General features: G+C 57.8%; 17 protein-coding genes. 4 read left to right on the top strand and 13 right to left on the bottom strand.

The window, feature by feature from the left end; all coding sequences use genetic code 11:
* Window positions 1-8: 8 nt before the first annotated feature.
* Both L1A08_RS20220 and L1A08_RS20225 read right to left on the bottom strand, forming a co-directional pair.
* Window positions 9-902: a metallophosphoesterase gene (locus L1A08_RS20220; protein ID WP_238758351.1), complete on the bottom strand. Its 894-nt coding sequence runs from the start codon at window positions 900-902 to the stop codon at window positions 9-11.
* A 146-nt stretch (window positions 903-1,048) separates the two neighbouring features.
* Window positions 1,049-2,242 carry a sialidase family protein gene (locus tag L1A08_RS20225; protein ID WP_238758352.1) on the bottom strand — a complete coding sequence of 398 codons (1,194 nt, stop codon included), beginning with the start codon at window positions 2,240-2,242 and terminating at the stop codon, window positions 1,049-1,051.
* A gap of 235 nt (window positions 2,243-2,477) precedes the next feature.
* Here L1A08_RS20225 and L1A08_RS20230 point away from each other — a divergent pair, with 235 nt between their 5' ends.
* Complete coding sequence (locus tag L1A08_RS20230) at window positions 2,478-2,741, top strand: hypothetical protein (RefSeq protein WP_238758353.1); 264 nt, start codon at window positions 2,478-2,480, stop codon at window positions 2,739-2,741.
* Between the two features lie 249 nt (window positions 2,742-2,990).
* The gene (locus tag L1A08_RS20235) at window positions 2,991-3,935 is read left to right on the top strand and encodes an ADP-ribosylglycohydrolase family protein (RefSeq protein ID WP_238758354.1); all 945 of its coding nucleotides are present in this window, start codon (window positions 2,991-2,993) and stop codon (window positions 3,933-3,935) included.
* Window positions 3,936-4,165: 230 nt separating this feature from the next.
* On the opposite strand, the gene L1A08_RS20240 is transcribed toward L1A08_RS20235, so the two are convergent.
* Both L1A08_RS20240 and L1A08_RS20245 read right to left on the bottom strand, forming a co-directional pair.
* Window positions 4,166-5,446: a PQQ-binding-like beta-propeller repeat protein gene (locus L1A08_RS20240; protein WP_238758355.1), complete on the bottom strand. Its 1,281-nt coding sequence runs from the start codon at window positions 5,444-5,446 to the stop codon at window positions 4,166-4,168.
* A gap of 198 nt (window positions 5,447-5,644) precedes the next feature.
* On the bottom strand, window positions 5,645-6,751 hold the full coding sequence (locus L1A08_RS20245; RefSeq protein ID WP_238758356.1) for a WD40/YVTN/BNR-like repeat-containing protein: 1,107 nt from the start codon (window positions 6,749-6,751) through the stop codon (window positions 5,645-5,647).
* Between the two features lie 241 nt (window positions 6,752-6,992).
* Here L1A08_RS20245 and L1A08_RS20250 point away from each other — a divergent pair, with 241 nt between their 5' ends.
* Entirely contained in the window at window positions 6,993-10,061 is a 3,069-nt protein-coding gene (locus tag L1A08_RS20250) for a PSD1 and planctomycete cytochrome C domain-containing protein (RefSeq protein WP_238758357.1), read from the top strand.
* Window positions 10,062-10,078: 17 nt separating this feature from the next.
* Window positions 10,079-11,524 carry a DUF1501 domain-containing protein gene (locus L1A08_RS20255; protein WP_238758358.1) on the top strand — a complete coding sequence of 482 codons (1,446 nt, stop codon included), beginning with the start codon at window positions 10,079-10,081 and terminating at the stop codon, window positions 11,522-11,524.
* An 18-nt stretch (window positions 11,525-11,542) separates the two neighbouring features.
* On the opposite strand, the gene L1A08_RS20260 is transcribed toward L1A08_RS20255, so the two are convergent.
* From L1A08_RS20260 to L1A08_RS20300, 9 genes are all read right to left on the bottom strand, one after another.
* The gene (locus L1A08_RS20260) at window positions 11,543-11,800 is read right to left on the bottom strand and encodes a hypothetical protein (RefSeq protein ID WP_238758359.1); all 258 of its coding nucleotides are present in this window, start codon (window positions 11,798-11,800) and stop codon (window positions 11,543-11,545) included.
* Between the two features lie 226 nt (window positions 11,801-12,026).
* Complete coding sequence (locus tag L1A08_RS20265; RefSeq protein ID WP_238758360.1) at window positions 12,027-13,424, bottom strand: sigma-54-dependent transcriptional regulator; 1,398 nt, start codon at window positions 13,422-13,424, stop codon at window positions 12,027-12,029.
* Window positions 13,417-14,586 carry a sensor histidine kinase gene (locus L1A08_RS20270; RefSeq protein WP_238758361.1) on the bottom strand — a complete coding sequence of 390 codons (1,170 nt, stop codon included), beginning with the start codon at window positions 14,584-14,586 and terminating at the stop codon, window positions 13,417-13,419. Before L1A08_RS20270 ends, L1A08_RS20265 begins: the two co-directional genes overlap by 8 nt.
* A gap of 72 nt (window positions 14,587-14,658) precedes the next feature.
* A complete protein-coding gene (locus L1A08_RS20275; RefSeq protein ID WP_238758362.1) occupies window positions 14,659-14,805 on the bottom strand; it encodes a hypothetical protein in 147 nt (48 codons plus the stop codon).
* A 215-nt stretch (window positions 14,806-15,020) separates the two neighbouring features.
* Window positions 15,021-15,434: a nucleoside diphosphate kinase regulator gene (gene rnk, locus L1A08_RS20280; protein WP_238758363.1), complete on the bottom strand. Its 414-nt coding sequence runs from the start codon at window positions 15,432-15,434 to the stop codon at window positions 15,021-15,023.
* Between the two features lie 326 nt (window positions 15,435-15,760).
* Complete coding sequence (locus tag L1A08_RS20285) at window positions 15,761-16,960, bottom strand: hypothetical protein (RefSeq protein ID WP_238758364.1); 1,200 nt, start codon at window positions 16,958-16,960, stop codon at window positions 15,761-15,763.
* 199 nt (window positions 16,961-17,159) lie between these two features.
* The gene (locus tag L1A08_RS20290; protein WP_238758365.1) at window positions 17,160-17,381 is read right to left on the bottom strand and encodes a hypothetical protein; all 222 of its coding nucleotides are present in this window, start codon (window positions 17,379-17,381) and stop codon (window positions 17,160-17,162) included.
* Window positions 17,382-17,396: 15 nt separating this feature from the next.
* Window positions 17,397-18,935 carry an ATP-binding response regulator gene (locus tag L1A08_RS20295; RefSeq protein ID WP_238758366.1) on the bottom strand — a complete coding sequence of 513 codons (1,539 nt, stop codon included), beginning with the start codon at window positions 18,933-18,935 and terminating at the stop codon, window positions 17,397-17,399.
* 37 nt (window positions 18,936-18,972) lie between these two features.
* Window positions 18,973-20,433: an ATPase domain-containing protein gene (locus tag L1A08_RS20300; RefSeq protein ID WP_238758367.1), complete on the bottom strand. Its 1,461-nt coding sequence runs from the start codon at window positions 20,431-20,433 to the stop codon at window positions 18,973-18,975.
* Window positions 20,434-20,880 lie beyond the last annotated feature (447 nt).

The raw sequence follows: 20,880 nt of genomic DNA on the forward strand, positions 1-20,880 counted from the left end.
CGACCGTCTCAGGAGTCCCACTGGTAATCCTGCTGCTCGCGAAAGCCAGTGACGCGGATCGAGCCGTCCGCAAAGACATCCAGCATGGAGTATCCGTTGTTCTCTGGTCCGGACCCTTCGACCATCGCACGATGCACGCAGTAGTGGATGCCGTTGATATCCTTGAGGTCGTTCTTATGACTGTGTCCCTGGAAGACAGCCAGGACCTTCCCGGACTCTTCGAAGACCTGCCGCACTTCTGAGGCGTTCTTCACTCCATAACTGTTGCTCACGTCGAGTCGCTGATGGACGAACACAATGGTGTTTTTACCGGACTCTTTCAGATCCGCAGCAACCCATTCGAGCTGTTCCTTCGAAACATTCGGGTCGGTCCACTGGAAGTTCTTCCGTCCGTAAGAGGTGCCGTCGCTGCGGAAACAGGCATCGAGCACGACAAAATGGAATCCTCCTGCATCGAACGAATAGTACGAGTGCTTTTGACCGACCTCTCCGAGGAACTCGTCTTTGGTGAGCGTGTCCACACAATGATTGCCGAGGACGTAATGTTTCTGACCGGGCAGCGCGGCGAACTCTTTGTTGATCCGTCTGAGGTATTTCTTTTCGACTTCGACGGAATCGGCCGCGTCAATAAAATCGCCCAGCTCGACGACGTGAGCTGGCTGATCCTGTTGAAACTGCCGGCCGGCATCTTCCAGCTTATCGAGCGTCTCGCGGTAGTGCCGCGAACCTCCGGGGTTCTTGTCGGCATAATGCAGGTCGGTCACGAGTCCGATTCTGACGCTGGGACTCTGGTTCTCCGCAAACAGAGTTCCCGTTTTCAAGGTCGCGGCTGTCAGCAACAGCGAACCATTTCTGAGGAATGCTCTTCGTCCGAGGTCGGCGGGCACTTTGTATCCTGACATCTCATGTTTCCTTGTTGTATGCCATTTGAAAGCGAATCGTACTCTCGAGTGGAGCGGTCTATCGGATGTCCGCCTTTTCGGCTGAAACGCTGGATTGGATGCGAACGGAGCGGTTACATCTTCAAGCATCGCTCCAGTGAAATGCTCTATCTGTCTGCTGAATCTTCCACGGGGCGAGTTGATGAAGGCTCGGACGGAGGGGTGGGGACTGCGGAAACCATAACCGAGGTGTCAGGAGCCTCTCCGGAGTAAAAGCTAACGTAGTGGGTGTCGTCGATCACGGTGGCGTTCGCATTGCCCGAATCCCACGCGATCGGGCTCGCTGTGGCAATCACTTCGGAGTCGGGCCAGCTCAATGGATTGTTGAAGATGTTTTCGGGATCGACGACACGGCGGCGAAGAAGACCCCGGCCGCGTTCGTAGTAGTAGTTACTCAGCAATCCGGTGTCGGGATCGAGAATCAAGCTGGGCGTGGAGGCGGAGATATCGGCGATATTAGTTCGGTGTCTCGTCCAGCTTTCGCCGAAATCTTCTGAGATCATCTGGAACTGCGATTCTCCGCCGCTTTCAGTTCGTCCCACTGCCAGGATCCAGCCATTGCCGAGGTAGACCGCAGAGGGTTCGGTCGGCCAGTCGGTTCTGGTCAGCCCGGATTCAATCGGCTTTTGTGTCCATGTCTTGCCATCATCGCTGCTGGTCATCAGGCCCCACGAGTGAACGGGCTCTGCACTGTAATTCCCGGCGAACCACAGAGCCATGAGGCCAACTTCCGGGACTGCGAAGATGTCGGTAATCTGCATGGGCCGCACGTCAAGTTCGGGCGTCGCCACTCGCGTGAATGTCACCCCATCGGTGGTGCGGTAAAGGTCGTGGTTCCAGTCCGTTCCAATTCGGCGGACCCAGAGAAGCATCGCTCCGGTCGAATCGAGCCCTTTGCCGACAGTCACTTCACCATAACCCGGCGTGTCGGCGACAACGGTTTCCGCCGTCCATGTCTTTCCGCCATCGGTGGAAGTCCGGGCATACACGGCACGGACATCTTCCGTGATCGAGTGGGCGGTGCCTCGGCTGTATACGCAGACCAGCTTCTCCCCGATCGCCTGAATCATTGGCCATGAGTTGTAGCCGCTGACGTCCTGTACAACCTGCGGCTCTTCCAGAGCATCCAGCGGCGTGATCTTCACCATCGCCAGGCCAGTCGGGCGTGTGAACGTGTCGCCAGGGAGACCTGGCTCTCGCTGAATACGTACCGTCAGAGGGGCATCGGGAACGACTTCGTAGTAGGACTCCAGAACGATGGTCCGTGTGTGGAGCGGCCCGGCTGGAAGCGCGGTTCGCACCGGCTTTCCCAACGCATATCGGGCAGTAAATGGGGCATCCTCGACCATCTGCGATAAGTGAACTCTGTAGAGATCTGTAAATTCGGGACTCGTCTGTGCGTCCGTCGATGTTACGACAATCTCAACCTTGACCGCCGAACATTCTCTCGGGATACCACTTACGAGACCAGCCACAGACTGCCCGGGAGTGCCGCCGGAAAGGGACCAGACCGGTATGTGCGTGGAGACGCTCGACATGAGCACCAGCGACGGTTTACCGGTCGCGATCGACATGTCGTTGGCCGTCAGGCAGATCGGAGATCGTTCGCCGGGCGGACCTGGCGATTCAGTTCGATGCGCGTTATCTCGTGACGTTGTAGAGGCGTGGCCAGCTGCCGACCTGTCGGAATCATCCGCCCCGGAACTCATTAATGTGCTGCAAGCAATCAGAGCAATCACGAAACAGGCATCACGAATTGTTCGTATCATCATTCTCCCCGGGTTGTTTCTGGATTCGTGATTCCGCGATGCGTCTGCGGACTCAATCTGTGTTGTGATTCTTTTACGGGCATAAGCAGTCATTGGAGATCTGAGCTCACCCCGGTATTGTCTGGAGATCGTACTTTGAAAAATCGGAACAGGTATTCTAAGCAGGATCATTGCTCTTAGATTCTGTCAGAATGGCCACCGGGTTCAAGCCCGGTCAGAATGCGTGGGGGTGATCGTTCAGTCGTCTTCGTATCCAGGCTCGCGTTGGAAGAATTGTGACATGGGTGAAAACAGAAAAGACCGCCAGCGCGGCTGTCTGATCGGTCTGGCAGTTGGGGATGCGCTGGGAGCTGCCGTCGAATTCAAGCCGCCCGGAACTTTTCCTGCGGTGACGGGGTATCGGGCCGGCGGTCCGCATGGTCTTGATCCGGGGGAATGGACCGATGATACGAGTATGGCCCTGGCGCTGGCGGACAGTATCACCGCGTCGGGGTGGGATTTGGACGATCAGGCTCGGAGATACGTTTCCTGGTGGAGAAACGGCGTCTATTCCGTGAACGGGAAATGCTTCGACATCGGAATCACAACGCGAGCCGCCCTTGCCCGCTTCGAACGACACGGAGCAGGGCGATCTTCCGGTGATCCTGCAAGCAGCGCCAGTGGCAACGGTTCGATCATGCGACTCGCACCTGTGCCGATTCGATATGCGGAGCTGTTCCCGGCAACTATCGAAGAGTTGATCCGGCTCGCAGCAGATTCCAGCTTACCCACCCACGCGAGTCCGCAGTGCCAGTCCGCATGTCGATACATGGCTCTCATTCTGGCGGGATTGATTCATGGACTCGACCGCGAGGAGGTCCTTTCACCGAACTGGGAGCCGTTGGCCCGCTTACGGGTGATGAGTCCCCTGCATCCCGAGATTGATGCGGTCGCCTCGGGAAGCTTTCGGGGACTCCGACCGCCAGCCATTCAGGGAAGCGGTTATGTCGTGAAGAGCCTTGAAGCCGCCCTCTGGGCATTTCACGATGCGAGCAGCTTTGAGGAAGCAGTTCTCAGGGCCGTCAACCTCGGAGACGATGCTGACACAACAGGAGCTGTCTGCGGTCAGATCGCCGGAGCCTGCTGGGGGGAGACCGGCATTGCATTGCAGTTGCGCGATGGACTCAAGAAGCGAGAAATGATCGAACAGGCCCTCTCCGGGTTGCTGTCACTTTATGCTGAGTGAACAAGTCGTTTTAAGCTTGCCGACCGTTGTTCCAGCATGCGGCAGACGACCAGGCTGCTCGCTACGACGATGAGTTTCTATCTCGGCCCTCAGCACACGTTCTTCCGAAGGCCGAATTCCAGGCAGACTTAGCGCAGTTTACTCTCTGGTGTAACCGTTCGGTCCGCGAAAGATGCAGCGTTTCAGGCGATTCAACGCTCATTCGCGGACATATGGTAGAGAGATCCACTCTAATTGCGATCGGTATCTTCAGGAGCAGGCTTCCGCCATTGGAAGACGCTCACGGCGTTCAGTTCTCTAACGATCACGTCTGGACCACTTACTGCGACGTGGGCCCACGTTTCTTCGTCGCTCACTTTTCGCTCATCGAGAAGCTCGAACTTCTCGCGACTGGCTCGAATCAGCAGGAGAATTCCCCGCTCGTCCAAAGCGAGGATGAGGTCCTTCTTGGCAACCATGCTGCAGTACTTGCCGAACGGTTCGGAGGTCCATGTCCGTTCGCCGGTGCGAAGATCAATGCAGGTAAAGCGCCGATTCTGCAGGTGCAGGTAAGCGTGGTTGTCGATGACAACGGGCGTGGACATGTATGCCTGCGCGTTGTTACTCCATTTTTCTGTCGCATTGAATCGCTCGTCCGTCCGGGAGATTTCGTAATACCAGGCTTTGTTCCGATAGGAACTCGTGAAGACTCCATTCTCGAAAGGGATGGGAGTGAGGATGTTCATCCCCCGGAAGTTTGGGACGTCCTGTTCCCAGAGAACTTCTCCGCTGTCTGGATCGACGCCTGCCAGTCTTAGTCGTGTCTGGACAAGGAGCTGGCGTTTCCCCGAGAGCGTCGCAATTGTTGGCGACGAGAAGGCGCTTCCCATCATGCCTCCGTCATCCTTCAGCACCCGCCAGACGATCTCACCGGTCTCTTTGTCGAGTTTGATGAGGGAGGCCCCGGCCTGAACGTACAGAAAGTTGCCATCGAGAAGGGGGGAGCTGGCGAATCCGAATGACGGGACCGGTGTCCCCAGTTCTTTCACGAAGTCGACCCGCCATTGTTCTTCGCCGGTCTCGGCGTCGAGTGAGACGAGAACGTCTCGCATGCCGGCTACATACAGGCTCGAACCATCGTACACGGGAGTGGCGCGAATCCAGCTTCCATTCGAGGCGGCAAAGAAAGGGACCGACATCGAGCCAGGCCATTCGGCTCTCCACAGCTCCGCTCCGGTGTTTCGATCGAGGGCGAGAACAACTTCGGTTTCTTTGTTCTCTGTTCCCGTCACAAAGACCGCCCGATCGGACAGGACGGGGCCGGAATAGCTGGGCGGAAGTTCGACCCGCCAGCTTCTTTCCAGGGAGTCTTCATTCAGAGAGCGAGGCCATGCCGGTCCGATAACGACTCCAGTTCGTTCCGGTCCCCGCCACTGGTTCCACGCAGGGAGTTCATCCTGGCTGAACGCGATCGACTGAGAAAGCAGAATGAACAGAGTCGCGAATGAGGCACGGAAGAAGTCTTGAACCATCGTTGACCTTCCCCTGATTAGAGCAGTTTACTTTTTGGTGTAACCGTTCGGTCCGCGAAAGATGCAGCGTTTCAGGCGATTCGACGCTCATTCGCGGACATACGGTAGAGCGATCCGCTTTAATGTGGATGCCGCAAGAGCGGAGCCGCGCTCGCTTTCACAGGAGAGTTTAGACCGGCCAGTTCGTATTCCAATGCGTTACTCGGACGTTTTGATTCGCCCGTACACGCCAAGTGAAAGGCTCCAGGTCACATTCTGCTGCGGAGCTTCGAAAACCGTAGTCCAGTTCTTCCCGTCCGTGCTGCGACGGATGTCGTAACGATTTCGCTCGATATTGATGATCGTTCCCGTTTCCGCCTCGAGGAAAACTCCTCCCGGAGTTCCGGCCGGAAGATCGTGCCAGTGAATACCGTCTTTACTCCGGCGGGCGACCTTTCCGTTTCGGGAGGTCAGCCAGAACTCGTTCCGAACAAAGCTGAGCCCCCTCCACGAAAGCCGGCCGGAGATGCCATGCGGATGCAGCGTCCACGTTTCCCCGCCATCGGCCGAGCGTGCGACCACATCGGGAAAGCTGCAGAGAAACACGCCATTGCCGTAAGCGACGGCGTCCTGTCCTTTTCCCGCCTCGGCGGGAACTCTGGCGTGTTGCCAGGAGGTTCCGAGATCCCGGCTGTAAAAGACGTGCTGCTCGTCACCGACAACGACGAAAGTGCCATCGCCGTAGTCTCCATAGCCGGCGACCATGTGATGCGTTTTTCCGCCGTCCAGCAGCGGCTTCACACTTTCTGTCCGCCAGTTGGTGAAGTCGGAAGCAATGGCCATCGGTTGCCACTGGGAAGCGGAAGTCAGCATCACGCCTTTCCCGGCAGCCGCACTCCAGGCCCAGATCTGGTCTTTCCTGGACTCGGGCGGCCACAGGCTCCCCCAGTTCTTCCCATCGACCGAGCCGATGTAGTGACCCGGTTTTCCCCACCCCGAGAAAGCAGCAATGACTCCCTCAGTATACGCCATTCCGTAAACAGCGTGATGCCCATGCCAGCCGCCGTCTTCCAGGTCGTCGGAGCCGAGATAAACCTGACGCCACGTCAGTCCGTCGTCTCGCGAAAGAAGAATTCTCATTCCCTGCTTGGACACCACGGCGAAGACTGGTTCCTGCGGGGCTGGGTTGAGCGGAGAAAGAACCGGGATCGGGGGAGACGCATCGTCTGTCGGGGCTTTCGGCTCAGCCGACACGGTCCAATTGAACAGGAGGCAGACGAGGAACGCCAGACTCTGCACGGTCCCCTGACGACGGATTGTGTCCATAAAAGCTCCTCACAGAACGTGATTCCGAGACTGATTAACGTGAGCGTACCCGACACGCCTCCGGTCCGTCTCCGTTTGCCGAGTTTCCCGGAACCGATCGCGCTGGAGCAGAATACTCGAGGCCGGGGGACACGGGAAAAGTCGGGGGACGATCCGAGACAGAAGGGGCCGCTGCGTCTATAATCAACGCATTATGATATTTGCTCGCGATATTTCGATACATATGGTCACGTTTCTGTCGATGTTGTTGATTTCCTTCGGGGCGGCGACAGCATTCGCGGCTGATGAGGTTTCGTTTTCACACGACGTGTTGCCGGTCCTGTCCGACCGCTGTTTTCACTGTCACGGACCGGATGAGAGTCACCGCGAAGCGGAGTTGCGTCTCGATCTGGAGTCTGCCGCCAAAGAGGATCGGGGCGACTATGCAGCCGTCGTGCCGGGACAGCTTGAACAGAGTGAGTTGTGGCAGAGGATCGCGACCGATGACCCGGATCTCGTGATGCCGCCCGTCGACTCGCATCGCACGCCACTCAGCGAAGCGGAGCGGGAGGCTATTCGTCGCTGGATTCTCGACGGAGCCAAATGGGGAAAGCACTGGTCGTTGGAACCTCCGGTCAGGCCGGAGCTTTCCGAAAGTGCCGGCCATCCCATCGATACTCTGGTTCAACGTAAGCTGGCCGCCGAAGGACTGACGCTTTCTCCGCGGGCGGCGGCTCACACTCAGTTGCGTCGGCTTTCGTTCGCACTAACCGGGATGTCTCCCCGGGTTGAGGAGACCCGTGCGTTCGTCGAAGAACCGACGGACGAGGCGTGGGCGGCTGCGATCGAAAGGATGCTGGCTTCGCCGCATCATGCGGAGCGAATGGCCATGTGGTGGCTGGATGCGGCTCGCTATTCCGATTCCGACGGATTCCAACAGGACGCCACCCGCGAGAACTGGCCGTGGCGGGATTGGGTGATCACGGCGTTTCAGAAGAACATGCCGTTCGATCAGTTCACGATTGAACAATTTGCGGGGGACCTGCTGCCGGACGCGACTGACGAACAGATCCTGGCGACCTGCTTCCACCGCAATCATATGACGAACGGAGAAGGGGGACGCGATCCGGAAGAGTCGCGAATCGATTACGTGATCGATCGGGTAAATACCACGGGAACGGTCTGGCTGGGGCTGACGCTCGGCTGTTGCCAATGTCACTCGCACAAGTTCGATCCCGTCACGCAGCACGACTATTACTCGCTGTCCGCACTCTTCAACAGCATCGATGAAGATGGTCGAGCCGGGAAGGGAGCGAAACCGTATTTGAACTATCAGTCTCCGCATGTCGAGAATCAGATCGAGGCGTTGGAGAAGTTCGTCTCGAAGTGCGCAGCCGAAGAGAAAACCGGGATCGCTGCGGCTGAGCAGCGGTTCAATGCGTGGCTGAGCGAACAGCTGAGCCAGTCCGACAGCGACTACTCGACGTGGCGATCGCCGCGGCCGACCAGTGTCGTCAGTGCGGAGGGGACAAAGTTCGATGTCTCGGCGGACAGCGTGATCCAGACGTCCGGGCCGGATCTGAAGCAGGATGATTACCGCATCGAGATTCCGGTGCCGCAGAACATGTCGCAGGTGAGTGGCTGGAGCGTGGAGATCTTTCCTCACGAATCGCACCAGAACGGCATGTTCACGCGGCACGGTACCGGCGACTTCATCCTGACCAGTGTCAAAGTTCTGGCGAAACGAGCCGGCAGTCCCACCGAAGAAGATCTGGAAATCGCCGGGGCGGTGGCGGACTATGAAGCCTCCAAGAAGCGGGAGTCGAACTGGGATCTGCGTTACTCGCACATCAAGGAAACACTCAACGATGACGCCCGCGACGGCTGGACGACTGAAGGAGCGGAAACGGTCGAGCCGCATGTCGGGGTGTACGAACTTAAGAGTCCTTTCGAAGTGCGGCCGGGAGATCGACTGGTTTTCGTTCTGCAGCAGCGGTCAACACTCGGGCACGCGAACATCGGACGGTTTCGCATTTCGCTGGCGAGTGAACGGGGCGAGACCGTTCGCCGAGCCGACGGAGCTTCGCCGATTCAGGAACTTCGTAGTGCCGACGTTTCGAGTATTGATGAAATCTCTCCGGATCTGTTGAAACGGTTGAGAGCCCAGTACCTGCTTGGTGATGCGGAGTATCAACAGGTTCGTCAGCGGCTCGAACAGGCCCAGCGTCAACTCAAGTCGCTGCGAGGACAGGCGAAACCGCGTGCGGTCATGGTGCTGAAGGAACGCGAGCAGCCGCGTGAGACGCATGTTCTTGTCCGCGGCGTCTGGGATGCGAAAGGGGACGTCGTTCAGGCGGGCGCGATTCCGAGTGTGCTCGAATGGCCGGAAGGGGCTCTCAACAATCGTCTCGATTTCGCCCGCTGGCTGGTCAATCGGGACAACCCGCTCACATCGCGCGTGGTGGTCAATCATCTCTGGCAGATCATGTTCGGCGTCGGCCTGGTGCGAACGCCCGACGACTTTGGTCTGCAGGGGGAACTTCCCACGCATCCCGAACTGCTCGACTGGCTGGCGGTCGAACTGATCGAGCACGACTGGGATCTGCGTCATATTCTGCGACTGATTGCGACGAGTGAAACCTTTCGGCAAAGCAGCGTCGCATCAGCCGAGCTGCGGGAGCGGGATCCTGACAACCGGCTTCTGGCCCTAGCCCCGCGATACCGGTTGCCGGCCTGGATGTTGCGGGACAATGCTCTGCAGGTGTCGGGCACATTGAATCCGACCGTGGGTGGGCCTCCCGTCTACCCTTACCAGCCGCCCGGAGTCTGGTCTGAGATCACGATGGGACGATTCAAGTACGAGCCGAGCCTGGGACCGGACCAGTATCGGCGAACCGTCTACTCCTTCTGGCGGCGGTCGAGCGCACCCACGTTTCTGTTCGACAGTGCTCAGCGACGCGTCTGTGAAGTGCGGCTCAACCGCACAAATACGCCGCTTCAGGCACTGACACTGATGAATGACGAAACCATGCTCGAGTCGTCTCGGGCTCTGGCCGATCTGGCCGCCTCGAGCGAAGGATTCGAAGAGGGAGTCAACCTGCTTGGCGAGCGAGTTCTCGGCCGTGAATGGTCGGCGGAAGAGCGTGCTCAACTCCGCGATGTTTACGACAGCGCTTATAAACATTTCTCTCAAGATCCGAACGCTGCCCCGACCTTCATAGAGGTGGGGCAACAATCGGAAGTCTCCTTGGAACAGTCTCCGACCACGGCTGCGTGGATGACCGTGGCGAGTCTGGTGCTCAATCTTGATGAAGCAATTTCCAGCGAGTAACCGCAGAAGAGTCCGTGATGAGTTTTTCGATGCTGAATAATACCCGACGTCAATTCCTTGCCGAGAGCGGTTTGAATCTGAGTGCGATCGCCGCCGGCTCGCTGCTGGCCGCAGAGACTGCGACCGCCTCAGCCGGTGCCTTGTCGACTTCGCTCCCGGAGTTGCCGCACTTTGCGCCGAAAGCGAAGCGGGTCATCTTCCTGACGCAGTCGGGGGGACCGTCACAGATTGAGCTGTTCGATTACAAGCCCGAACTTCACAAGCTGGCCGGAACCGAATTGCCGGACAGTGTGCGACAGGGCCAGCGGCTGACAGGCATGACGGCCAATCAACAGCAGTTGATTCTGCCGCCCGTGGCGAAGTTTCAGCGTCATGGCGAATGCGGTGCGATGGTTGGCGAATGGCTGCCGCACATCGGATCGATTGCGGACGAGATCTGTTTTGTGAAGTCGATGGTGACCGATCAGATCAACCATGCTCCGGCCATGACGAAATTCCTCACCGGACATCAACTGGCCGGCAGGCCGAGCTTTGGCTGCTGGGCCAGTTACGGACTGGGGAGCATGAACCGCAATCTGCCCGATTATGTCGTCATGCTCTCGCGGATGAAGCGACCGAGCGATCAGCCGCTTTACGATCATTACTGGGGCAGCGGCTTTCTGCCGTCGAAACATCAGGGAGTGAAACTTCGCAGCGCCAAAGATCCAGTTCTCTACCTGAACGACCCGGACGGTTTTCCGCCGGAGCTTCGCCGGGAGATGCTGGATGGCCTGGGGGCTCTCAATCAGCAGCACTTCGAGAAGACGCTCGATCCCGAGATTGAAACGCGAATCGAACAGTACGAGATGGCGTTTCGGATGCAGACTAGTATTCCGGAACTGACCGACCTGAGTGATGAACCGGAGTCGACGTTCGAGCTCTATGGACCCGACTCACGCCGCCCGGGAAGTTATGCCGCCAACTGCATTCTCGCTCGTCGGCTGGCAGAGAGGGATGTGCGGTTCATTCAGTTGTTCCATCCCGACTGGGACCACCATTCGCGGCTCAGCTCGTGGTGCGTCTCGCGATGCAAGGACACCGACCAGGCCAGTGCGGCACTTGTCACCGATCTCAAGCAGCGTGGACTGCTGGATGACACGCTGGTCATCTGGGGAGGCGAATTCGGGCGGGGTGTCGCGGGGCAGGGCAAATGGAACGATCCCAACGCGGGACGCGACCATCACCCTCGCTGCTTCACGGTCTGGATGGCGGGAGCGGGAATCAAGTCGGGCTTCAGCTACGGAGCGACCGACGATTTCAGCTACAACGTCGCCGAGAACCCGGTTCACGTTCGCGACCTGCACGCCACGGCGTTGCATCTGCTGGGCATCGACCACGAACGCTTCTCGCATCGCTATCAGGGCCTCGACTTCCGTCTGACAGGCGTGGAGCCGAGTCGGGTGGTGAAGGAGATTATCGCCTGAATCGTCTCGGACCGTTCTTTACCTGTCGATCGCATCGGCTGGAATCTGAACGTACTCCGGAGCGAAGAGAATGCTGGCGTATATCAGCAGGAGAATGCTCACGCAAACGATCGCCATGCAGAGCACGTAGCCGGCGATGAATCGTGTTTCGCTCGACTCTGTCACCGGAGAGAGCAGAGATGGTTCGCTGGAAAGTCGGCGGCTCTCGGCAGCAGGTGAACTTTTATGCGACTGGGGTGGTCGCGATCGGGATCGATCGATGAGATTTGCGGACATGACAGGCCTCATTTCTGGAGTCGTCCAACTACAACGCAAGAGGCGGGCCATTGCGGAGATTAACCTGCGGAATGCGGGAACTGTTGTGGATTTCTGCAGAACCGTTGGGAAATAATCGACAAGGCGGCGGGTTCCGGAGAGCGAGAGTCGCCTCTTGATCTCAGGAACTGTCAACTCCAGATGACAGGATGACGCTTCGTGTTGACAGCGACGGCGAACGCCAAAATCACGTGCGGAAGTCAGCGGCATCTAATCCGTAGCGTCCGAGCAGCTTGTGCATTCCCTGCCGGGATAGGCCAGCCTGCTGGGCCGCTTTGGAAACGTTGCCTCGGTGTTTCTTGAGTAGAGCGATGAGGTAGTCCTGGTCCGCGTTGTCCAGAGCTTCTTCTCGCGAGATTTCTGAAGAGGAGAATGCCGGGAGGGCCGTCGCATTGTCCTCGAGCATTGGCCGAGGGAGGTCCGAGAGTTCGACAGTATCTGTTCTCGACAGTGCGACGACACGTTCGATCACATTTCGCAATTCGCGAATATTGCCGGGCCAGCGATAGACGCGAAACGCCTCCGCGACTTCCGCCGAGAATCGGACAATGCGAGGTTCGCCCTGCTGCAGATAATTCAGAAAATGAGAGGCCAGGAGCATCACGTCTTCTCCGCGATCACGCAAGGGGGGGAGTTCGAGGTTGATTACTCCGAGTCGATAGAACAGATCCTGCCGAAAGCGCCCGGCGTCGACTTCGTCCTGCAGGTCGCGGTTCGTCGCACAGATGAATCGAGTGTCGACCTTACGAAGTTCGTTCTTCCCAACCGGCGTGAAAGCCTGTTCCTGCACGGCCCGCAAGAGTTTAGCCTGGGAATCGAGCGGGAGCTCTCCGAGTTCATCAAAGAACGCCGTGCCGAGATGGCTTTGACTCAGCAGTCCTTCCTGATCTTTCACGGCGCCGGTGAAGGCACCCCGCGCATGCCCGAAGACAACCGATTCGAATAGCGACTCCGGAATGGCCGTGCAGTCGATGATCTGAAAACTGTGATCGCGACGCCGACTGTGGTTGTGAATCGCGTGGGCGATCACCTCCTTACCCGTTCCGCTTTCTCCGGAAATCAGGACGTTAACATCGCTCTCAGCGACCCGTTCCACGATTTCCAGCACCTCCCGCATAACGGCACTGCGGCCGATGATCTCAGGAAATCTTTCGAGAAGTTCCGTACCGGTGCTCCTCCCGTCGGCCGGTTCCACTTCGGGAACTGTCGAATGTGCCAGGACGCGAGCAATACTGGCCTGCAGGTCTTCGTACTTCACCGGCTTGAGCAGATAGTCGGCGATCCCCAAACGCACGCTTTCGATGGCTGTGGGGAGGGACGGCACACCTGTGATCACGATCAGTGGAATATGCGGCCACTCAGATCGACCCTGGCGTAGCAGTTCGAGTTTGAGATTCCCCGGCATATTCAGGTCCGACAGAATGAGATCGAACGGTTCGTCGCGGAGTTTCTCCAGAGCAGCATCGCCGTCTGCGACACAGACGCACTCGTAGCCGGCCTGTCTCAGGAGCTGACCGGTCGTTCGCAGGTACAGCGGCTCGTCATCGGCTATCAGAATTCGTTTTTTCTGTCGCGGGTCATTCATCACTGTGGATCAGACGTGGCAGAGTAATGGTCACACACGCACCGTGAGGTTCGCGATTGTCGATGCGGATTGAACCGCCCATGGCTTCCGCAAGGCTGCGGGAGACCGACAGGCCGAGTCCCATCCCTTCGCGGGTCTCAGACTTCGTGCTGAAAAAGGGTTCGAATAAGCGGGCCGCAAATTCGTCGGGCACGCCCGGCCCGTCATCCGTCACTCGAATTCTGACTTCGCCGAGCCGAGTCGAGACGTCAATTTCAACATGACCGCCAGACGGACTGGCCTGAACGGCGTTACGGAGCACGTTCAACAGAATTTGCTTCAGTTCGCCCTCGCGCAGGACCACCTCCGTTGCCGCCAGATCTTCCGAAGCCACGCAGTCGCGGGCTTCCCAGTGGACCTGGACGTTCGCTTTCTCCGACAGTGGCTGAACGAGGATAACGACGTCGGCAATCGTTCGCCGCAAATCGAACTGGCGGGGCGCCTGTTGGCTGGGCCGATAGAGCTGATACATCTGGTGAGTGATCGAACTGATACGTTCGATCTCGCCGTCGATCAGATCGAGCAGTTCATAGTTGTCATCATCAGGAGTGAGATTACTGCGAAACAGGGCGAAAGCATTGCGAATTCCGGCCAGAGGATTGTTCACCTCGTGAGCGACACCGGCTGCCATTTGACCGAGAGCGGCCAGCTTTTCCATTCGCAGCCGTTGTTTCTCCAGCTGGGCAATTCTCGCGGTCCGCTCCTGCACGAGTTGTTCGAGATGTTGATTGTAAAGCCGCAACTCTTCTCTGAGTTGGTGCCGTTCCGTCACATCACGAATACTGGCCCGAAACCCGCGATTCCGTCCCGTCTGGTCGGACATTGGCTGCCACGACACGGCGGCCCATCTGCTGGAGCCGTCCCGATGAGCAACCTGAAAATCAACGTCGTTGCCACTGCCTCCGGCGATCGCGTCCTGCAGAATGAGTTCGATTCGTGAACGATATTCGCCTCCGACCAGCGGCAGCGGATAGTCCGTCATCTCAAGGCATTCACGCGGCGAATATCCGGTGATCCGTTCCACAGCCGCGTTCACCCAGAGCAGCTTGCCATTCGGCTGGTGCCAGCTTTCCCAATCGTAGGTACAGTTCGCAATCGCTCGAAATACCGAATGATCGTTCATCTCGGAATCGCGTCTCTGAGGTGTGTGCTGGCCGGCCATGGCTCCATTCTATCGTCGACGATGCTACTGTCATCAGTAGGAGCGAAGCACAATCGCCAACAACAGCGTGAGGATGACGACCAGCAAACCAAGGAGCTGTTCGGAGGGAAGCAGTTCCTGAAAGCGATCGTGATGCGGCAGCTGATCCAGGTCGTCGCGGATGGGATCGACTTGAGACATGACGGGTTTCTCCCAGTAGAAAGGGCTGAGGCGAGAGTTCCATGCCGTAGTTTATTTTACGAGATGCAACAGCTGTGCCGGGGCAGGAAAATCGCGATTTTGGCAACAAAGGGAGAGGAAAACGTCGTCCGGAAGTGACACTGTCAACAGAAGGCGACACGTCTCAAGCGATCAACCACGGGATGAATCATCCGACGCCTCGCTGGGGACGTTCGCTAGAGTTGATACTGTCCTTCCCGTTCAGGTTGCAGTTCGACGGTCTCGATGCGGAGCCGACGCAGACCGGCGGGCACCCGCCATTCGATGACATCTCCGGCGCGGTATCCGAGAATGGCAGTTCCAATCGGAGACAGAATTGAGAGGCGGCCCTCAGCGATATCCGCCCGGCTGGGGTACACCAGCGTGTAGACGTCCAGAGAGTCGTCCTCGAGATCTCTCAGTTCCACGACGGAATTCATTGTGACAACATCCGGAGGCACGCTGAGCGAGTCGACGATCTCAGCTCGCTGTAATTCCGTATCCAGATCGCGCCGGGTTTGCGGATCAGCAGCCTGCGCATACGAGCCGTTCAGAACCTGACGCAGGCGGAAGTGGTCAGTCGCAGTTACGATGATGCGTTTGGGACGCATGGGAGGTTCCTTGGGGAGGGAGGACATTAGTGATGGCTGGAAATCTGGCAAATGTCATACCAGCGGAGTAGCAGTTGTCGGTAGCGATGGAAGCCCGGAGAGAGAGCCCGTTTCGTGCTGGAGCAGTTTACTTTCTGGTGTAACCGTTCGGTCCGCGAAAAATGCAGCGTTTCAGGCGATTCAACGCTCATTTGCGGACATATGGTAGAGCGATCCGCTCTAATGCAAATGCAAATGCAAAAAGCGAATGCAGGCGTTCGCGGAAGCAAACTCAGCATGGCAGGGGATTGGCAGCCATGCGACTGCAGGAGACGCATGAAAAGGCTCTAGACTTCTTCATCCACAAGGACCACATGCCGAAAATGATGCTGCTCTTCAAAAGAGGCACCCAGGGCTCCGATGACGATCCCCAGTGATCCGACAATGGTCGCCATTCGCAGGTAGTGTCCGATCTGGAGCGGCGAATCGACGGAGGCTGTCCATCCATTAACGACTTCGGCGGGAAAGAGTATCCAGCACGCAAGAAGGGTCAGTATGAACAGCAGCGAGAACATGATCGACATCCCCACGCCCACGATGGCCGCTGCCGCGACATTGCTCGTCACGATTTGCTCGGTAAGTCGCCGCCTGCCGCGGCGCAGAAACAACTGCTGCCGTCCGGCCACGTAGCCCGTCGTCAAAATCAGAGTTGAGACCATCAGACCCACGGCAATCGAGGCGGGCTGTTTCGTCGCCATATCCCATGTCTCAGCAGTCATCAGCAAGACGAGCATGGTCGAAACAGCTGCCGTCGTCAGTCGACTGAGACGATAAGGAAATTGCCACGGCCGCGCCCGCCAGACCGCGTCGATGATCTCGCCACGATTCTCCCAGGTCGCCTGCAGATAGAAAAGCGGCGTCCAGGTCTGTGTTGCTCCGGCTCGTTCTTCCAGACGCTGGTCAGCAATATCGGCCAGGAAATCGGTCATCTGATCGAGTTGACTCTGTTCGAACGTCGTCGCCTGATCGACATCGGCGAGGGCCTGAAAGTCGAACATGATATTGGCGGGGTCTTCGACATGGTCAAGCCTGCACCAATGTCCGAGTGCGTGCAGTACGACGATGTGGAGTCGTGAGCCAAGTTGCTGAATGCGACTGTCATCATTTGCGGTTGGCTCGCTCGCCCGCGGATCGAGGCGTGCCGTTGAACACACGACCGCATCCAGACTGTTTGCGATCGCCGCGTAGCAGAACGGCTTGAAGTGACTTTCCAGCTCTGCCAGCGTCACCACCAGGACCATGTCCCACCCACGTTCGTCGCGTTCGCTCTGAGACATCAGTAAAAGCTCGGTCGGCTCGGCAACATGACTGACTCGCCATTCCTCGCGATGCAGAATTTCGATTTTCCAATCGAAGTTGGGGAGCGAGTTTACGAGATGTCGCTGCAAAGTGGCGACAACATTGTCGATGGCCCTGCGGTCGACGTGCTCCACGGGACCCGCAATGACGAGACCGATGTCGATAGGATGGCGAAGAGAGGAAGTCATCGGATAACACTTGACGTTCGAGGATCGGCTCAGATGGGCTTCTGCGGGACGCTTTACCGTCGCCGCCGGCACCTGTTCCCCGATCATCGTGGAAATGGTGTCGAAAACAAGAGCGACACGCTTTGAGGGAAAAAGGAAGACTCCCCTCGACACAGCACGAACAAGCCCCGATTCAAAGCGACCGCCAACTCTGGTGTCGTTATAGAATCACAGTGCCATTCGCTCTCGCACGCGCCGGGAGTCGCCAGAGACGCAGGGTGTTGTCGCCGGTGCGAACAGCTTTCTTTCCGTCCCAGAATCCTCCACCTCCGGTCAGGAACTGATTGCCCGCAGGCAGCACGGTGATGTTCTGCAGGGATTTGCCGGGGCGCTGGAGCCGGGCCTGTTCGTCGCCAGTCTCGATCTCCCAGAGGCGAAGCACATCATCAAGGCCGGCCTATGGCTGGTAGTCCTCAAGCACTTTTCGCAGGGCAGCCGGTTCGATGGGCTTGACCAGATGACAGTCGTAACCAGCCTCACTGGTTCGTTGTCGGTCTCCGTCCTGGCCCCACCCTGTCAGGGCGATGAGGACGATATTCTGGCCCCAAGGCTGTTCGCGCATTCGTCGCGCGGCTTCATAGCCGTTTAGCCGCGGCATGCCGAGGTCCATCAAGACCACGTCCGGCAGAAACTCACTCGCGACTTCGAGAGCCTGGAGTCCGTCATCAGCGGTACGAATCTCGTTACCCATCAATTTCACGACGGCGCCGAGCATTTGCGCCGCCGCTTTATTGTCGTCGACGATGAGGACGCGGCGAACTTTGGAGTGGACCGGGACTTGGGTGTCGACTTCCCGGGCGTCGCGCATTTGCTCGACCAGAATCGGCAGACGAACTGTAAACTCACTGCCGCATCCGGGCCCGTCACTATGGACTTCGACAGTCCCCCCGTGCATTTCTGTGAGACGCTTAACGAGTGAGAGTCCAATCCCGAGCCCGTTTTGCGATCGCTCCAGTGTTCTGTCGACCTGTGCGAACATCTCGAAGATTTCGTCCAGCATCTCGGGAGGGATGCCGATTCCGTTGTCTTTAATTGTCACCAGAACATGGCCATCGTCTTGCCGGGCGGTCAGCTCAAGATGACCGCCGTTCAAGGTGTACCTCGCCGCATTGCTGAGCAGGTTGGAGATGATTTGAGCGAGGCGAGTGGGATCAGCCTGGAGATAAATGGTCTGCGGCGGGAGAGTCACAGTGAGTTCATGCTCGCGTTCCTCGATGAGGGAGCGAGTGGCGTTGATTGCGCTTTGGACAGCAGTCTCCAGTTTCAGCCGTTCCTTCCGTAGCGTGATCTTTCCGCTTGTGATGCGGGAGACGTCGAGGAGATCATCCACCAGGCGGACCAGTTGCTGCGTCTGCACTTCCATCGTGGTGCGAACCTCTTCGACCATCTCTCGGTCATCGCCGGCCATCCGCAGCAACTCCAGACCGGTACGGATCGGAGCCAGTGGATTTCGAAGTTCGTGCGCCAGGACCGCGAGAAATTCGTCTTTGCGGCGGTCCGCTTCCTGCAGGGCCTCCGCCTGTCGCCGCAACTGCTCGTTGCTCTTCTGCAGTTCCTGTTCGGAACGCCGATGCAGTTCCACAGCCTGTCTTCGCACACGAAGCAGCACTTCGAGCCGTGCCTGAAATTCCAGCTTGTCGAGAGGACTATAAATGACCTCGTCGATGCTCTTCCACAGATGCCGGGTCAGAAAGCTGATTTCCCGACGAGGCGTGACCAGAAGGAATGGAAGGAAAATCGGTTCTTCCTTCGCTTTGCGGAGCTGAAGACGTGGCGCGACGCGGTTAAGGGCGGTCCCGTCCAATAGTCCGAGATCGTAGTCCTGCTCGATCGCCTCGTCGCTATCTTCGGCTAGAACTTCGTATTGCGAAGCCAGCCAATGATGCAGCAACCGACGATTCTCCTTATGGTCCATCAATAACAGGACGCGACTCATGCCTCTCCCATGCCCTTCGATCCCTGACTCAGGACGATTATTCGGATACAACTGGCATGGCGCTGAGAACGCTTTGCAAGCCCATAAGCGGTTCTCCCACTTTGATCCCTGTCGTTGTAATCTGCAGTTCTCTCACGCTTTTCTCGTAGTCGGAGAGACGCTTCTTCAGGACGCCAACACACCGGCGCACTTCCAGCGCTCCGGTTGCCAGACGACGTTCCATGTAGCGCATGTAGATCACATTGCCGGCGAGGTAACTGACTCCATGCTCCGTCACGTGGAATCCACCGGCGACTTCCTGAACCTCGTTGGTGAGCAGGACCGTGACGCCCATGTTCTGCAGATACTGGCAGAGCGTATGGAGATCGGTCAGCAGATTGTCGCCCCGCAGGAAAGCGCGATATCCTGTCATGCTGTCAAGCACGACGAAGCGGGCCTTCTGTGACTCGACTTCATGACGAACAATGCGCGCGAACTCTTCGGGCATGTACCGGTGAGGCTCGACCTGTTTGAGTGACAGCGTCCCCTGCTTGGTCATTTCTTCAACAGGGATCCCGATCGTTTCACATCGTCGCGTAAGGCTCATGACCGATTCTTCCAGCAGGTAGGCGACGGAATGTTCGCCTCGCCGGGCCGCTTCACGGATGAAGTGCATTGCCAGAGTTGATTTCCCGACACCAGCCGGTCCCGTGATCAAGGTGGCCGTACCTCGTTCCAGTCCCCCGTGCAGCATTTCGTCCAGACCGGCGACTCCGGAAGAGAGCGGCTCGAACGTCGTGGCTTGATGATGCGATTCCGGGAGCAGACGAGGATACACATTCATTCCCTCGCCGGTGATTCTCAACGCGTGGGCGCCTTCCTGGAACCCGGAGCCCCTGAACTTGCTGACCCGAAGCGTGCGGCCATGTTCCGCATTCTCCAGATTGAGAATCCCATCACACAGAAACTGCAGGTCGTCGTCCGGATTCACAGGACTGAATTCCGACGTGAACAGAACGGTCGCCTGCATCTCCGTGAGATAGTGGAGGAACGCGAGCGTCTGCTTGTGAAACTGCTGAGGATCGCTGGCGAGATACCGGAACTGGGAAATCGCGTCCACAAAAACCCGTTCAGGCTTTTGCGATTCGATCTGCTGCGTAATTCTCTGAGTGATCGGCTCACGTTCGACGTCGGCAGGCGAGAAGATGTCGTACGTCTGCGACTTCGTGAAGAAATCGGGTTCCGGAGTCAGGTCAATAACGGGAATGTCGTTCAGGTCGAACCCAAAACTCTCGGCATCTGAGCGAATTCGGCTTTCAGGAGCACCCAGCGTGATTAATAAGGATCGTTCCCCCCGGGCGACGCCCGCTGTCAGGAAGTGATAGCCAATTGTCGTTTTCCCAGTGCCAGCCGTTCCGCGAACGAGATAGGCTCTCTGCGGGAGAAAACCACCCTCCAATACCTCGTCCAGTCCGTCGATCCCAGTTGATAGCTTCTCGTCGTCCGGCTTGTCCGCCATGCATTCTCCTTCCCATCCTGTCGTCATTTACAGGATGGAATCTCCGATTGAGGTCTTCGTCATCTTTTGTCTGATCTCTGTCCCTCATTGTGCCACGACTCACACCGCCGTCAAGCTCATGTTGAGTGAGGAACTACGTCTGCAAAGAGCTTTCGTCGCACCGCCAGTCCGAGTGATTTCGATCACAGATACTGTTCTCGGTCAGAATCTCAGGCGAACGACGGCGAAAGAGAGAACCGGCTCGCGGTTCCAGCAAAATTCTCCGGTCTGCGGGGTACGCTTTCCAGTGTTGAGTCCTATCATTAACCGGGGCACCGTACGTCTCGATCCCGAGTTTGCTATAACCACTCAATCGACGTAAAGTGTTGTCGGTTACGGAACTTTGAGCGGTTTGTCACTCCTCTTTCTGCCAGGACCGTCAGCAGAGTACTTTCGAAGAGGCCGATG

It is taken from the genome of Rubinisphaera margarita (assembly GCF_022267515.1).
Classification (GTDB): Bacteria; Planctomycetota; Planctomycetia; order Planctomycetales; family Planctomycetaceae; genus Rubinisphaera; species Rubinisphaera margarita.

Coding starts and splice junctions, on each gene's coding strand:
- L1A08_RS20220 (WP_238758351.1), bottom strand. CDS start 902: ATGTCAGGATACAAAGTGCCCGCCGACCTCGGACGAAGAGCATTCCTC.
- L1A08_RS20230 (WP_238758353.1), top strand. CDS start 2,478: ATGAGCACCAGCGACGGTTTACCGGTCGCGATCGACATGTCGTTGGCC.
- L1A08_RS20235 (WP_238758354.1), top strand. CDS start 2,991: ATGGGTGAAAACAGAAAAGACCGCCAGCGCGGCTGTCTGATCGGTCTG.
- L1A08_RS20240 (WP_238758355.1), bottom strand. CDS start 5,446: ATGGTTCAAGACTTCTTCCGTGCCTCATTCGCGACTCTGTTCATTCTG.
- L1A08_RS20245 (WP_238758356.1), bottom strand. CDS start 6,751: ATGGACACAATCCGTCGTCAGGGGACCGTGCAGAGTCTGGCGTTCCTC.
- L1A08_RS20250 (WP_238758357.1), top strand. CDS start 6,993: ATGTTGTTGATTTCCTTCGGGGCGGCGACAGCATTCGCGGCTGATGAG.
- L1A08_RS20255 (WP_238758358.1), top strand. CDS start 10,079: ATGAGTTTTTCGATGCTGAATAATACCCGACGTCAATTCCTTGCCGAG.
- L1A08_RS20260 (WP_238758359.1), bottom strand. CDS start 11,800: ATGTCCGCAAATCTCATCGATCGATCCCGATCGCGACCACCCCAGTCG.
- L1A08_RS20265 (WP_238758360.1), bottom strand. CDS start 13,424: ATGAATGACCCGCGACAGAAAAAACGAATTCTGATAGCCGATGACGAG.
- L1A08_RS20270 (WP_238758361.1), bottom strand. CDS start 14,586: ATGAACGATCATTCGGTATTTCGAGCGATTGCGAACTGTACCTACGAT.
- L1A08_RS20275 (WP_238758362.1), bottom strand. CDS start 14,805: ATGTCTCAAGTCGATCCCATCCGCGACGACCTGGATCAGCTGCCGCAT.
- rnk (WP_238758363.1), bottom strand. CDS start 15,434: ATGCGTCCCAAACGCATCATCGTAACTGCGACTGACCACTTCCGCCTG.
- L1A08_RS20285 (WP_238758364.1), bottom strand. CDS start 16,960: ATGACTTCCTCTCTTCGCCATCCTATCGACATCGGTCTCGTCATTGCG.
- L1A08_RS20295 (WP_238758366.1), bottom strand. CDS start 18,935: ATGAGTCGCGTCCTGTTATTGATGGACCATAAGGAGAATCGTCGGTTG.
- L1A08_RS20300 (WP_238758367.1), bottom strand. CDS start 20,433: ATGGCGGACAAGCCGGACGACGAGAAGCTATCAACTGGGATCGACGGA.